A 13,809-nucleotide genomic window follows, 5' to 3' on the forward strand; every position below is an offset into this window, starting at 1 on the left:
GCGCTCTGGGGTTATAGGCACAAACGATTGTGTCGTGTAATACGAATAGAGTACGTTGGTAGCGGTTCAACTAAAGGAGATATAAATGGCTGATATTGTAATTCGCAATATTGATTGCATTACCGGGGAAAGTGCCGAATCCGGCAAAGACATGTTGCGTAACGTAACTTTGATTATTAAAGATGGGTATATCGATAAAATTTTGACCGAAGAAGAAAGTCAGACGCCATTCGGTCAAGAATTAATTACTAAAGAATGCGGCAATGCGGCGTTCATTTTAGACGGTCACGGTCGTGTAGCCGCACCGGGGCTTGTCAATACTCATACCCACATCGCTATGGGCTTATTCCGTAACTATGCGGATGATTTGGAACTCATGGATTGGCTGGAAAAGGCCATTTGGCCGGCCGAAGCTAAGTTAACCAATGAATTGGTAGAAGTTGGTACACGCTTAGGTATCGCTGAAATGTTCCGTTCCGGCACCACTTGTTTCAGCGATATGTATTTCTTCATGAACGATACGGCCAAGGTGGTAAAAGAAACCGGCATTCGTGCCGTTTTATCACGCGGTATGGCCGGGGTAGCACCTACAGCCGAACAAGCCTTGGTGGATAGCCGTCATTTATTCAATGATTGGCACGGTTTTGACAATGACCGTATCAAAGTAATGCTTGGGCCACATGCGCCATATACTTGTCCCGATGAATATATGAAAAAAGTCATGGACCTCAGCCATGACTTGGGGGCGCAAATTCACATCCACTTATGTGAAACTAAAGGGGAAGTGGAGAATGTAATTAAAGCGACCGGCAAAACTCCGATTGCTCACTTCAATGATTTAGGCGTCTTTGATACGGGCTGTGTGGCGGCTCACGGCGTTCATTTAACGGATGAAGACCTTGATATCATGAAAGCCAAAAACGTGCGTGTCGCTCACAATCCGCAGTCCAATCTTAAATTAGCCAGCGGCATTGCCGATGTGCCGGCTATGCTCGCAAAAGGTATTACCGTAGGTCTCGGTACCGACGGTTCCGCCAGCAACAATAATGCCGATATGCTTGAAGAAGTGCGCTTAGCGGCAACCCTCCATAAAGCAACTCACTTTGATCCAAAAGCCATTCCGGCCCATCAAGCCTTACAATTAGGCACCGTTGAAGGGGCCAAAGTACTTGATTATAACGATTTGGGGCTCATTAAAGAAGGCTATCGCGCCGATCTTTGTTTATACGATGTAACGGGCATGCATTGGTTACCACGTTACAATGATGTAGCCTCTTTGGTTTATGCGGCTAATTCGTCTGATGTTCAGACAACGATTGTAGCGGGCAAAGTAGTCATGAAAGACCGCGAATTACTTACCATCGATGAAGAAAAATTACGTCATGATGTGATGAGTAAGACGGAGATATTTAAACAATAATATTGTATAATTTACATATAAAAACGGTTTCTCAGCCAACCAAAATGAGAGCTAAAAATGAAGGGGCTGTAACGAAATACACCCCTAAAAACAAGAATGCGGTTTGAAGATACGAAAGTGTCTTCAAGCCGCATTCTTGCTATATTTGTATAAGAAAAAAGGCCCCGAAGAGCCTTCTTTGTTGGTATAATTAATTTATGAACAGAAACCATATCCAACAAGGCAATTATACTAAACTTTCTGGCTTTCGCCAAGTAGTTTTATCATTGGATTATGGCTTTCAGATCGGACCAAAAGAACCGGTGAGATTACTGGATGCTGTATTGGAGGAACTGGACTATACAAGGTTGCAGCATTTATATTCTTCAAAAGGAAGAAAATCTTTAGTACCTCCCCATCTTTTGTTTAAAGTCTATGTGTTAGCTATGACCGAAGGCATTGTATCTGTTCGCAAAATTGCTGAGCAATGCACTAAAAATATCCATTACATGTGGCTCTTACAGGGCTATCCGACTCCGTCTCATATGGTATTTCATCGATTCTTTCAACGCTTAACTGTTGATGTACTTAGAGATTTGTTATCTCAATTTATTCAAGCATTAAGTGAATTTGACAGCTTAGATTTTTCTGAAGTATTCATCGACGGAACTAAATGGGAAGCCTATGCAAATAAATACACCTTTGTGTGGAAAAAGGCAATTCTTAAGCACTATGCTAAGTTACCGGATAAATTGTTAGTTCTTCAATATGAAATACAAAATCTTTTGGACATAGACGTCTCAGATATGACTGAAGATGAACTATTGGTTTTGCTGGAGCAATCCATACGCGAAAAGCAAATTGAGTTTGTACACGGTACCGGTAAACGAAAACATCCATTGCAAAGAGCTTTTGAATCCTGTTTAGCCTTGCGTGACAAGCGAAATGAATATGATGAAAAGTTAGCTATTCTAGGCTCTCGCAACAGTTACTCTAAAACTGATCATGATGCTACGTTTATGCGACTAAAAGAAGATCATATGTTAAACGGCCAATTAAAACCGGCCTACAATGTTCAACTAGCTGTTCATAGTGAATATATTATGGGCGTTGGCGTATTTCCAAATCCTACAGATACGAACACCTTAATTCCATTTATGCAACAATTAGAAGGACAATACAAACAACACTTTCAATATGTGGTAGCTGATGCCGGTTATGACAGCAACGAAAATCTGGCATGGTTATGGGCTCATGATTACAAAACTTGTATTAAACCAAGTACATATGAATTGAGTAAAACGAAAAAGTATAAGAAAGATATTGGTCGAGCGGATAACATGGTATATGATGAGGCGACCGATACATTTACTTGTGCCAAAGGCCGTACATTACGATTCCAATACATACGCAGAAACAAAAGTAAGACCGGTTTCATTAAGCAAAACCGAGTATACCGGTGTGAAAACTGCAATTATTGTGGCTTACGTAAGGAATGCCAAAAACTTAAGTTCGGAAAACTTCCTAAGGGGAATAAGACGATATATATTGCTACTGATTACCGCGAATTATTAGCCAAAAACAAGGCTGTATTTGATAGTGACTATGGCTTACAACTTCGAGTAAACCGTTCTATTCAGGTGGAAGGTGCTTTTGGCATAACAAAAGAAGATTTTGAATACACCAGGTTCAGGCACCGAGGCAAAGTTAACGTAGAAAAAGATTTATTACTATTAGCTTTTGGATACAATTTACTGAAGCTGCATAACCGAATACAGAAGAAGCGATTAGGTCAACGGTTGTTCGAAACTAATTCTGCTGCGTAATTAAAAGCCAAAAGCTAAAGGCTTATTTAAGTGCGCTAAAAAACAAAAAAACAAGGATATTTTCAGAATTGTTGATTTTGGAAATATCCTTGTTTTAATTGAAAAGAGAGCTGTAACTGAAATGTGAGTTAAAAAACTCAATTTCGTTACAGCCCCTTTTTCATACAAAAATAGGCGCTTATAGGGTAAATAGGGTCTTATAGAGCTCAGTGGGTGAGGACCTATAGGACAAAAAAAGAGTGCCGAGCCAATGCTCGACACTCTATGTGAGTTAATTAAGTTAATCCTTAGATTAATTTTTTAACAGCATCAACAGCTGCGTCAAAGTTAACGGAGCTTGTTACTTCCGGAACATATTCAACATAAGCAACTTTGTCGTCTTTACCGATAACAACGATACCGCGAGTTAACAAACGAAGTTCTTCAATCAAGAAACCGTATGCTTCACCGAAGCTTGCATCTTTGTGGTCGGAAAGGGTGATTACGTTATCAACGCCGGCAGCACCGCACCAACGTTTCTGAGCGAATGGAAGGTCCATGGAGATAGTCAAGATAACTACGTCGTCGGAAAGTTCAGTAGCTTCTTTGTTGAACCAACGAGTCTGTGCGTCACAAACGCCGGTATCAAGGGAAGGAACTACGGAAATAATTTTTACTTTGCCTTCGTAGTCTTTCAAAGTTTTAGCGCCTAAGCCGTTATCTAAAACAGTAAAGTTAGGAGCTGTGTCGCCAACTTTTACTTCTTTACCTAATAATGTCATTGGATTGCCTGCGAATGTAATTACACCGGTACGTTTTTCCATAATGAATAACCTCCTAAGATTAATTCAAAATTTAATGTTTAATTTATCTGACAGAGAACAATTTTCACTGCCTCATAAAGTGGAGACGGTTATTTTTATAAATGCCGTACAACTCCGCTTACCATATTAAGTATAGCATGATAGAATTTATAAGTAAAATAAAAATTGATGATTTTCGATGTGATATAAACTATGTTACAATATAGAAGTAAAATATATCATTTTATTTTTATAGATAAAATAAAAAATCTAACTATTCTTGGAGACGATAATGAAAAAACTGACTATTTTTTCACAATTTTTTAAAGGTTATGGGCCCGTCTATTTGCTGGGCGTTTTGATTCTGATTACGATTAACATTCTGTTTTTATATGTTCCGCGCCTCATCGGGGAAGCCATTAACACCTTATATTACGGTAAGGAAGGCCTTACTACATATATAGGGTACTTTTTTATGTTAGCTATTGTTATCACTGTGCTAAAATTTTCATCCCGACATTTGCTGTTGGGGTCCATTCGTCGCTTTGAATTTTTACTGCGTCGTCGTTTATTTGATCACGCATTATATATTCCTACTGCCTATTATGAAAAAAACGGCCCCGGTAAGGTTATGGCCTTAATGACCAATGACGTAACATCCTTGCGCGTTTCCTTAGGCCTGGGGGTAATGATTTTAGTAGATGCCATCTTTTTCGGTATTTTTTCATTCTTCTTGATGGCTAAAGAAATCAGCGTTTCCTTGACGGTACTTACCTTACTACCGATGCCGTTTATTCTGACCGGTATGCTCACCGTGAGTCGCCGCATGCGTAAGCGTCAAAAAGAAGCGCAGAATACGTATAGCGACTTAACGGAGTTCGCTCAAGAGCTATTCCTCGGCATGCCGGTGATTCGTGCCTTTAACCGTGAAATGCGCAGTTTATGGCGTTTTAATAACATTAACAAGGTGAATTATGACAAGAACATGCGTGTTGCCTTCCTTGATTCAATCTTGGCACCGCTCACTTTCGTAGCTCCTTTTATGTGTCACGCCATCGCCATTTTTATCTGCGGTCGCTTAATCATTGCCAATGAAATTACCGTAGGCGATTTCGTAGCAGTCAACGGCTATTTGAGCTTAATTATCGGCCCAATTATGGGTATTGGCTCCTTGTTATCGGTTCTTCAAAAAGGGTTGGCCTCTTTGGATCGTATTTACGATTTCCTCATGATTGAAGAAGAAAAACCAACCGACGAGGAACGGGAGTTACCATTGACCACACTTACCGTTAAAGATTTAACCTTTACCTATCCGGAAACAAAAGTACCTATGCTTCACGACGTAAACTTAACGATTAAACCGGGTGAATTTATCGGCATCGTCGGTGGACCGGGGTCCGGTAAATCTACGCTATTTAAATTGCTATTGCGCTTACACGATACGCCGCAAGGCAGTATTTATGTGGGGGACGAAGATATTACGTCCATGCCGCTTCAAGTGCTGCGTCGCAGCATTGCCTATGTACCGCCGGAACCATATTTGTTAGGCACTACTATCGGTGAAAATATCGCCTTTGGGGAAGCGTCAGATCATACGCTGGAACTTTCCCAAGCGGCTGAACGAGCGGCTTTAACTCGTGATTTAAGCGAGCGCCTGGCGCCGGCGGCTAAACGTCTAAAAGAAGGGGGCACCGATTTATCGGGCGGTCAAAAACAGCGTGTTAATATTGCTCGCGGTCTTTATAAAAATGCACCGTACTTGCTCCTGGATGATAGTTTTTCCGCTTTGGATACCATCAGTGCCGGTACGATTATAAACACCTTACGCCAAGGTCGTAATCAAAGTTTATTATTCATTTCCCAACGTTTGGAAGCACTCCGCGAAGCGGATCGCATTATTGTTTTTAAAGAAGGTACCATTGTCGAAGAAGGTACTCATGAAGCGCTTATGGCCAAAGAAGGCGAGTATTATCGCTTATATGCCCAGCAGCTTGATGAACCGCTTATCGGTGTAGCTGAGGAAGGAGGGGACCAATGAGCAAGCAACATACCAGTTCCTATACGGTACAGGAAGAAGCGCAGTTAACGAAGCATCAAGATATCTTGCTACTAAGCCGTTTAGGACAATATATAAAACCGCATTCCTTCCTGCTTTTGTGGGCAGCGCTGTTTTTATTGATTGCCATGGGCCTCGACTTACTGCGCCCGCTTTTGATGAAAACCGTAATCGATACGGCTTTTCCGCAACGAGACATCGGCATTATTACAGAGTATGCCGGTATCTACTTTATGACGATATGCTTCAGTATTATTGCTTTGTTTGTACAAAATTATACATTACAAAAATTCGGTCAAAGCATTATTTTTGAAATTCGAAATATAGTATTTTCCAAGATTTTAGCGCGCACACCGGCTCATTTCGGGCAATTGCCAATCGGTAACTTGGTTACCCGGGTAACCAATGATACGGAATCACTGCGCACTTTGTATACCGACGTAGTGTTAAAATTGGGCAGCAGTGTGCTCATGATTATCGGTATTTTAATATCCATGTTTGCCATCGACGTAAAATTGGCGTCCTTAGTCTCCTTACTGGTGCCGATTATGGCGGTTATTATTTTTATTTATCAAAAATACAGCCGTAAAGCGTTCCGCGGTGTCCGTACCAAATTGGCGGCTTCCAATACGTCGGTGCAGGAGATGCTCAACTTCATCGTCATTATTAAATCCTATGTGGGTGAAAAGATTATGGCGAAGCAGTATGACCGCATCAGTCGTGAATTTTTAGAAGCCGGTTTATTCGAGGTTAAAACCTTCGCCATCTTCCGTCCGATTGTGGACGGCTTACTGTTCGTCATTTTTATCGCTATTTTCAGTTTTACCAATTGGTTCGATTCGGTGACGGAAGCAGGTACAGTATTTGCCTTCATCCAATATATGGATAAATTTTTCCAGCCGATTAAAGAAATCGCCGAAAAATATAATAACTTGCAAAGTGCCTTAGCCGGTGCGGAGCGTTTGGTGCCGATTATTAATGAAGAGTCCGACACGACCATTGAAGCAGTGTCGATTCCGGAAGAGTTTAAAACGATTAACACCATTGAATTTGACCATGTGTGGTTTTCCTATGATGATTCCGATAATTATGCCTTAAAAGATATTTCCATTGCCATCGACGGTGGGCAATTTGTAGGCATCGTAGGACCGTCCGGGGGCGGTAAATCTACCTTGATGAGCTTATTAATGGGCTTTTACCGTCCTACTAAAGGTACGATTCGCATCAACGGCTATGATACAGCCGATTATGCACCGGCTGTCTTGCGAGAAGTCATGGGCTATGTATTCCAAGACAGTCATTTGTTCAAAGGGACTATTCGTGAAAATCTCTCCCTCTACGATGACACAATTCCGGAAGAGAATCTCATAAAAGCGGCTAAAAAGGCCCATTTGCACGCTATGATTGAACGATTGCCGCAAGGCTATAATACGCCGGTTGGTTATTTAGGTTCTTTATTATCCACCGGTCAGAAGCAGTTGTTAGCGTTAGCTCGCGTCTTGGTGCGCGATCGCAAGGTTCTTATCTTTGACGAAGCAACCGCTCATATTGACAGTCATACGGAACAATTGATTCAAGAATCCATTGAAACGATTCGCGGTGAAAAAACGATTATCAGCATTGCCCATCGTTTATCGACTATTCGTTCGGCTAATTGTATTTATATGATTAAGCACGGACAAATTGTAGAGCAGGGGGATTATGAATCATTAATTGCACAAAAGGGTGAATTCTTTGCACTTTGGGAGGCGAAATAAGGTTGGAGCTCATTACGTCAAAAGATAATAAAACATTAAAATATGCACAATCTTTGCAGCGCAAAAAATACCGCAAATTACATGGTGAATATTTAGCGGAAGGTCTTCGTACCGTAAGTGATATGATGGCCACGGGATTGGTAACTACGATTTTTGTAAAAGAAGACAGTAACTGTGAATCAATAATATCGGAGGCGGAACAACGAGGTATCAAGTTATGGTCGGTGAGCAGTGATTTGATGCATACCATCGAATCTACCGTTAACGGCCAAGGCATCGTTGCCATTGTGAAGAAGCAACATCATGATATTAACGATTTAGTTATTACCGATGGTTTATATGTATTACTTGATGAAGTGCAAGATCCCGGTAATTTGGGGACTATTATTCGTACTGCATTAGCGGCCGGTGCGAAGGGGCTTTTTTTAACCAAAGGCAGTGTAGACCCTTATAATGAAAAGACCGTTCGCAGCACCATGAGTGCCATCACTAAAATACCGATTTTTGAGAATGTTACCATGGAAAATGTGGTGGGTCTAATGAAAAACAGTCAGTTAACGGCCTATGCCACCGCCTTAGATAATGCTGAGGCTATTCAAGATGTAACATTTGCGAAGCAAACCTTATTACTTTTAGGCAATGAAGCGAATGGGCTCAGTGAAGCGTGGTTCAACATGGCCGATAATCGGATAACTATACCTATGTACGGACCTATTGAGTCCCTTAATTTATCGGTAGCGGCCGCTTTATGCATGTATGCAGTGAGAGAGAGTTGGTTATAATGAATGAACAGGACATCAGCCAAATTTTAAAAGCTTATAAAAATGGTTCCCTTGAGTTAGAAGAATGTAAGTCATCGATTACTGAATTGATTAGTCAAGCGGTTCAAAAAGAAGAACGGTCGCGCAATTTACAAGATGCCGTACTCGATTTGGATCGTGACAAACGACAGGGGTTTCCCGAAGTGGTCTATTGTGAAGGTAAAACCGATGAACAGTGTATTACGATTCTAAAAGAACTGAATTTACACTACAGTACGTATATGGGCACCAGAGCGAGACAGAGCATTTATGATGCGTTAAAAACTGTGATTCCTGAAATTGAATACGATGAAACGAGTCGCATTATTTATCGTCATAGTGATAAAGTCATACACAATGAGGGTCGTACTATTGCGGTAGTAACAGCGGGGACAAGTGATATTCCAATCGCCGAAGAAGCAGCGGTAACCGCAGAGCTTATGGGGAATGAAGTGACTCGCATTTATGACGTTGGCGTAGCAGGGATTCATCGTCTGTTTCACCGTTTAGATGATATTACATCCGCCAATGTCGTTATTGTAGTAGCAGGCATGGAAGGTGCTCTGGCCAGTGTAATCGGTGGGCTTGTGACGAAACCGATTATAGCCGTGCCCACCAGTGTTGGTTATGGCGCTAATTTTAAAGGTTTAGCCGCCTTGTTATCCATGTTAAATTCTTGTGCCGCCGGAGTCGGTGTAGTGAACATCGATAACGGATTCGGCGCCGGCCGTTTGGCTCATATGATTAACAGTCAGAGGTGAATGTATGAACTCACAATTAATTCAAATTGAAGCCAATATCGATAACATGAATCCGGAACTATATGGTCCTTTACTGGATACCTTGCTGAAGGGCGGCGCCAATGATGCGTGGTTAACCCCTATTATTATGAAAAAGGGAAGACCGGCTATTATGCTCAGTGTGTTGGCACCGAAAGAGCAATTAAAGGATATCAGTGAATTGATTTTTGAAAATACCACCACTATCGGTTTTCGATATTTTGAGGTAGACCGTGTAATCTGTGAACGAGAGTTTGAAGAGATTTTTTACAAAAATCAAAAGATACATGTAAAAAAGGCATTTCACGACGGAAAACTGGTGAATATTTCCCTTGAATACGAAGATTTAGCTAACGCGGCACTTGCATTAAATATTCCTATAAAAATTTTAGAAAAAGAAGTGTGGGCCACCTTAACAAGTCCCGTATTTTAGTGTAAAATATAGTCTCTCGCACTAATTATTTAAAATTCAAGATGAAAAGTATCATCTGTCGTGATTTGAGACATCATGACGGTAAATTTTACAGTCATATTATCAGCAGTTCATTAATTGATTATAATTTTTTCCTAAAATTAGTGTGTAATAGTAAAATTCCACTATACACTACCAATAGACATATGTTAAAATAACATATATCCTCTTTAAATGATTAAGTATTAAAAAAGTAGAAGGTGCATATGATACGATTAATTGTTAATGCCGACGATTTCGGCTTACATCAAGCCGTTAACGAAGGTATCATTAAAGGGCACAAAGAGGGGATTATCACAAGCACATCGTTATTGGCCAATGGCGATGCTTTTGACGAAGCAGTTGCTATGGCCAAGGAAAATCCTCGTTTGGGGATTGGCGTCCACACAGCCCTTGTGGGTGGTCTTAAACCACTAAGCGGTGCCGACAAAGTACCGAGCCTCGTTGACGAGCACGGTCGATTTTTTACCTCCTATCCGCAATTCATTAAGAAAGCGGTATCGGGAGATATTAATTTTGAAGAAGTATATCAAGAATTGGATTTACAATTCGAAAAAGTGGTATCCTCCGGACTTGCCATTACACATGCGGACGGACATCAGCACTTGCATGTATTGCCGCAAATTACACCGATTATGACTTCCTTATTGAAAAAATACGGCATTAAAAAGATGCGCATTCCTGCGGAAGATCGTTTTTTCCGCAACGGAATTAATCAATGGGGACGTTTTGCCGGTAAGGTAGGTTTGGCGGAAGTGGCCGATAAAGCATACACCTTTTCAAGTCGTATGGGTATTTGGTCACCACGTTATTTCTGGGGTATGATGAGTGGCGGCCAGCTCACGGAAGAACGATTAATGGAAATTCTTCATCGTGTAGCCGGTACTCGTGGCAGTCATGAAATTATGACTCATCCCGGTAATAATGATCGGGTTCTCAACGCTTTATTCCCTTGGGATTATCACTGGGAAAGTGAGTTAGCCGCTATGTGCGCGGAACCGGTAAAAGAGTTTATCAAGTTCCATCAGATTCAGCTTCTCAATTATGGTGAATGTGAATGAATAAGATGCTCAAGCGAGGCCTATTGTTAGGGCTTTTGCTACTGGTTATTTCAGGGCTCACTATTTATTTCACCATTGATTTAAAAGCGTTACAAACTCTGGAAACCTTTAATATTACATCCCTGTTGTTGGCTTTGATTGCATTGGCTGTGGGTATGTATTTTGACGGTTTACGTTTACAGCGGTTAGTACAAATGGGCGGCTATAAATTACCGATTAAAGCTATTTTACGCGTTATATTCGGTAACTATTTTATGGCCATGCTGACACCTGGTGCCAGCGGCGGCGCGGTGGCTCAGGTTTTAATCCTTAAGAGTTACGGTGTACCCGTTATGAAAGGGGCGCCGATTGTACTGATTCGAACCGTATTTTCTATTTTGTTCTTAATTGCTATGTTACCGGTTATATTTTTACACGGCTCCATAACAATTCCTTACATCAGCAACGAAGCTTTGATTCAGGTATCATTTATTATGGTACTTTGTACAATTTTTGGCTTATATCTGTTGCAGACCAATTTAATGAAACGATTTGTTTACATTGTAGCCGAACGGTTACAAAGTGGTCATCCTAAAAGTTGGTTAGCCAAATTAGCTGAGTTAAATGAAGGGTTTAGCTTAATCTATGCCAGACCATTTCAGTCCATAGTGGTTTTCATTGAGTCCGGTTTAAGTCTTATCGCTTTATATACGATAGCACCGGCACTTATGATGGCCTTTACATGGGATATACCGATTGTGGAAGTCCTCAATCGCATGATTTTATTAAATCTTATTTTGTATTTTGCCCCTACACCGGGTGGTACAGGTGTAGCCGAAGGTTTGTTCGTTTATTTGTTTGAGTCATTTTTGCCGTTAGGGACTGTCGGAATTGTCGCAGTTGGCTGGCGTGTAGTGGCTGAGTATTTGCCGTTTTTCATTGGCATGTATTCCGTATTTACCCTCTACGGTCGTCAATTTGTAGCCGGCGCGGCAATGACTGATGAACAGGAAAAAGATGGAGGTAATAACATTGGCTAAGTTAAAGAAAGACAAATTTTATTTGGTTCAAGAAGACATTCTTCCTGAAGCCATTAAAAAGACGATTAAAGTAAAAGAAATTTTAAAATTAGGCGAAGCTAAAACGATTAACGAAGCTGTTGAACGCATGGATTTAAGTCGTTCCGCCTACTATAAATATAAGGACTATGTATTCCCGTTTTACGAAATTGCCCAAGGTAAAATCGTATCTATTACGGTTTCCATGTCTAATGATCCGGGCATGTTATCCAGCATCTTACGGGCTATTGCCGAAAGTAACGGCAGTATTTTGACAATTAACCAGGATATTCCGCTTCAAGGCATTGCTAACGTAACGATTGCCTTTGAAACCAAGGATTTGTCCACTACATTAGAAGAATGTTTGGATAATATCCGTAGTATCCGCGGTATCTTAAAAGTTGAAATTTTAGGTCAGGCTTAATCGAAACAGATTGATCACTCATTTCAACATTAAAGAATATGGCTAATAAAAAAGAAAAATAGGCTTAGCCCCGACTTATTTAATAGGCCGGGGCACTCTTATAAGAGAGAGGGAGAAGAAGATGGAACAAGTTAAGGTCGCTTTACTGGGATTTGGGACCGTAGGGCAAGGAACATTTGAATTATTAGTTAAAAACCGTGATTTAATCACTAATCGCACCGGTGTATCGATTCAAGTCAGCAAAATTTTCGTGCGTAATGCTGAAAAATACAGCCACATTACGTTGCCGGAAGGTACACAGTTTACGAATGATGTAGACTCGATTTTTGAAGATTCGTCCATTCAAATTATTGTGGAAGTTATGGGCGGTGTGACTTTCGCCCGGGATTGTGTTGAAAAAGCTCTAAAAGCTAAGAAAAGTGTAGTTACAGCCAATAAGGATTTACTGGCTGAAGCAGGTCCTTATTTATTGGATTTAGCCGGTAAAAACGGCGTTGATTTGCGTTACGAAGCCAGCGTATTAGGCGGTATTCCGATTATCCGCACCCTCTATGAATCCTTAGGGGGGAATAAAATTACGGAAATCGTTGGTATTTTGAACGGTACAACTAACTTTATTTTGTCCAACATGACTGAAAAAGGCGCCGGCTATGCCGAAGTATTGGCGGAAGCACAGGCTTTAGGCTACGCCGAAGCAGATCCGACAGCCGACGTGGAAGGGCTCGACGCGGCTCGTAAATTGGCTTTTTTATCATCTATTGCCTTTAACCGTCGTATATTCTTTGAAGACGTATCCGTAGAAGGGATTACTAAAATCGACGCTACGGATATTGCCTTTGGTAAAGAATTCGGTTACACCATTAAATTGTTGGGTATTGCCAAAGAAACGAAAAAAGGTTTGTCGCTTAATGTGCATCCGTCCTTTATTTCCAGCAATCATCCGCTCGCGTCGGTACGCGGTTCCTATAATGCATTATATGTTAAGGGCAACGGCATCGATGACGCCATGTTCTATGGCCGCGGCGCCGGCAGCTTGCCAACGGGCAGCTCCGTCGTAAGTGACATCATGGAAATTGCCAAAAATATCCAAACTAACCACCTTGGTCAGTTAAAACCATTCTATTTCTCCGAAAAGAATCTATATGCGTCCGGTAAGATTGAATCGTCCTACTACATTCGCATCTTAGTAGACAACTCCACCGGTGTTTTGGCAAAAGTAGCATCAAAACTGGCGGAGCAGCGTATTTCCGTACAAGCCGTAACGCAGCGTAATGAAAGTGAAACGACCTCTACGTTAGCTATTGTTACATCGTCCTGCCCTCGTTCGTATATTTCAAATGTAATCGATGCGTTCAATAATCTTCGCGTCGTTCGTGAAATCGGCAGCGTTATTCCTATTATGACTGATTAGGAGGC

The 13,809-nt window shown here is 41.1% G+C and carries 12 protein-coding genes; 11 read left to right on the forward strand and 1 reads right to left on the reverse strand.

Annotated features, from left to right (window positions below):
- Positions 1-85: 85 nt before the first annotated feature.
- The gene (locus tag CCC71_RS06875; RefSeq protein ID WP_021842104.1) at positions 86-1,420 is read left to right on the forward strand and encodes an amidohydrolase; all 1,335 of its coding nucleotides are present in this window, start codon (positions 86-88) and stop codon (positions 1,418-1,420) included.
- Between the two features lie 197 nt (positions 1,421-1,617).
- Positions 1,618-3,225, forward strand: coding sequence for an IS1182 family transposase (locus CCC71_RS06880; protein ID WP_156704349.1), 1,608 nt, complete (start codon positions 1,618-1,620; stop codon positions 3,223-3,225).
- 287 nt (positions 3,226-3,512) lie between these two features.
- Here CCC71_RS06880 and tpx read toward each other — a convergent pair whose 3' ends face one another.
- Complete coding sequence (gene tpx, locus CCC71_RS06885) at positions 3,513-4,028, reverse strand: thiol peroxidase (protein ID WP_296333347.1); 516 nt, start codon at positions 4,026-4,028, stop codon at positions 3,513-3,515.
- A 271-nt stretch (positions 4,029-4,299) separates the two neighbouring features.
- Here tpx and CCC71_RS06890 point away from each other — a divergent pair, with 271 nt between their 5' ends.
- The 9 genes from CCC71_RS06890 to CCC71_RS06930 all read left to right on the forward strand — a co-directional run bounded on the left by CCC71_RS06890 (position 4,300) and on the right by CCC71_RS06930 (position 13,804).
- Positions 4,300-6,045, forward strand: coding sequence for an ABC transporter ATP-binding protein (locus CCC71_RS06890; RefSeq protein ID WP_226974397.1), 1,746 nt, complete (start codon positions 4,300-4,302; stop codon positions 6,043-6,045).
- Entirely contained in the window at positions 6,042-7,820 is a 1,779-nt protein-coding gene (locus tag CCC71_RS06895; RefSeq protein ID WP_021841869.1) for an ABC transporter ATP-binding protein, read from the forward strand. The genes CCC71_RS06890 and CCC71_RS06895 overlap by 4 nt, the downstream gene beginning before the upstream one ends.
- 2 nt (positions 7,821-7,822) lie before the next feature.
- Entirely contained in the window at positions 7,823-8,602 is a 780-nt protein-coding gene (locus CCC71_RS06900) for a TrmH family RNA methyltransferase (protein WP_021841868.1), read from the forward strand.
- Positions 8,602-9,381 carry a nickel pincer cofactor biosynthesis protein LarB gene (larB, locus tag CCC71_RS06905; RefSeq protein WP_021841867.1) on the forward strand — a complete coding sequence of 260 codons (780 nt, stop codon included), beginning with the start codon at positions 8,602-8,604 and terminating at the stop codon, positions 9,379-9,381. Before CCC71_RS06900 ends, larB begins: the two co-directional genes overlap by 1 nt.
- 4 nt (positions 9,382-9,385) lie before the next feature.
- Positions 9,386-9,832, forward strand: coding sequence for a nickel pincer cofactor biosynthesis protein LarC2 (gene larC2 / locus CCC71_RS06910; protein WP_021841866.1), 447 nt, complete (start codon positions 9,386-9,388; stop codon positions 9,830-9,832).
- Positions 9,833-10,077: 245 nt separating this feature from the next.
- Positions 10,078-10,932 carry a ChbG/HpnK family deacetylase gene (locus CCC71_RS06915; RefSeq protein ID WP_021841865.1) on the forward strand — a complete coding sequence of 285 codons (855 nt, stop codon included), beginning with the start codon at positions 10,078-10,080 and terminating at the stop codon, positions 10,930-10,932.
- The gene (locus tag CCC71_RS06920; RefSeq protein WP_021841864.1) at positions 10,929-11,951 is read left to right on the forward strand and encodes a lysylphosphatidylglycerol synthase transmembrane domain-containing protein; all 1,023 of its coding nucleotides are present in this window, start codon (positions 10,929-10,931) and stop codon (positions 11,949-11,951) included. The genes CCC71_RS06915 and CCC71_RS06920 overlap by 4 nt, the downstream gene beginning before the upstream one ends.
- Complete coding sequence (locus CCC71_RS06925; protein ID WP_127058088.1) at positions 11,944-12,393, forward strand: ACT domain-containing protein; 450 nt, start codon at positions 11,944-11,946, stop codon at positions 12,391-12,393. Before CCC71_RS06920 ends, CCC71_RS06925 begins: the two co-directional genes overlap by 8 nt.
- Before the next feature lie 121 nt (positions 12,394-12,514).
- Positions 12,515-13,804: a homoserine dehydrogenase gene (locus CCC71_RS06930; RefSeq protein WP_296333350.1), complete on the forward strand. Its 1,290-nt coding sequence runs from the start codon at positions 12,515-12,517 to the stop codon at positions 13,802-13,804.
- Positions 13,805-13,809 lie beyond the last annotated feature (5 nt).

The organism is Veillonella sp. LMAG:90, assembly GCF_008679445.1.
Taxonomy (GTDB): domain Bacteria; phylum Bacillota; class Negativicutes; order Veillonellales; family Veillonellaceae; genus Veillonella_A.

What these genes read in the sequence shown, in the direction of transcription:
- CCC71_RS06920 (WP_021841864.1), top strand. Translation starts at nt 10,929, where the DNA reads ATGAATAAGATGCTCAAGCGAGGCCTATTGTTAGGGCTTTTGCTACTG.
- larC2 (WP_021841866.1), top strand. Translation starts at nt 9,386, where the DNA reads ATGAACTCACAATTAATTCAAATTGAAGCCAATATCGATAACATGAAT.
- CCC71_RS06930 (WP_296333350.1), top strand. Translation starts at nt 12,515, where the DNA reads ATGGAACAAGTTAAGGTCGCTTTACTGGGATTTGGGACCGTAGGGCAA.
- CCC71_RS06890 (WP_226974397.1), top strand. Translation starts at nt 4,300, where the DNA reads ATGAAAAAACTGACTATTTTTTCACAATTTTTTAAAGGTTATGGGCCC.
- CCC71_RS06880 (WP_156704349.1), top strand. Translation starts at nt 1,618, where the DNA reads ATGAACAGAAACCATATCCAACAAGGCAATTATACTAAACTTTCTGGC.
- CCC71_RS06915 (WP_021841865.1), top strand. Translation starts at nt 10,078, where the DNA reads ATGATACGATTAATTGTTAATGCCGACGATTTCGGCTTACATCAAGCC.
- larB (WP_021841867.1), top strand. Translation starts at nt 8,602, where the DNA reads ATGAATGAACAGGACATCAGCCAAATTTTAAAAGCTTATAAAAATGGT.
- tpx (WP_296333347.1), bottom strand. Translation starts at nt 4,028, where the DNA reads ATGGAAAAACGTACCGGTGTAATTACATTCGCAGGCAATCCAATGACA.
- CCC71_RS06895 (WP_021841869.1), top strand. Translation starts at nt 6,042, where the DNA reads ATGAGCAAGCAACATACCAGTTCCTATACGGTACAGGAAGAAGCGCAG.
- CCC71_RS06875 (WP_021842104.1), top strand. Translation starts at nt 86, where the DNA reads ATGGCTGATATTGTAATTCGCAATATTGATTGCATTACCGGGGAAAGT.